Consider the following 277-nt stretch of genomic DNA (forward strand, 5'->3'; position numbering starts at 1 on the left):
TCAACACTTGCTGATGAGACCAAACATCATCTTCCAAAGGAGCAATATTCAAATCGCCCACCAAAAGAGAAGCGAGACCATCTTCTTGATCAGCTCGGATGGAAGCCATTTCTTCTAGAAAATCAAGTTTATGACGAAATTTTTCATTCACATCAGCGTCAGGCACATCACCCCCAGCGGGAACATAAAAATTATGAATCCGTATGTTCCTGCCATAGGCTTCAACAATCACCGAAATGTAACGACAATCTTGTTTTTGACAAAAGAAACGCTTTTC

The 277-nt window shown here is 40.8% G+C and carries 1 pseudogene; it reads right to left on the minus strand.

Going from position 1 to position 277, the window contains the following annotated elements:
• Positions 1–277: pseudogene (locus ACFIK8_RS09630) on the minus strand (exodeoxyribonuclease III); the annotation flags it as partial.

The sequence above is a fragment of the Bartonella sp. MR168JLCBS genome, from assembly GCF_042194175.1.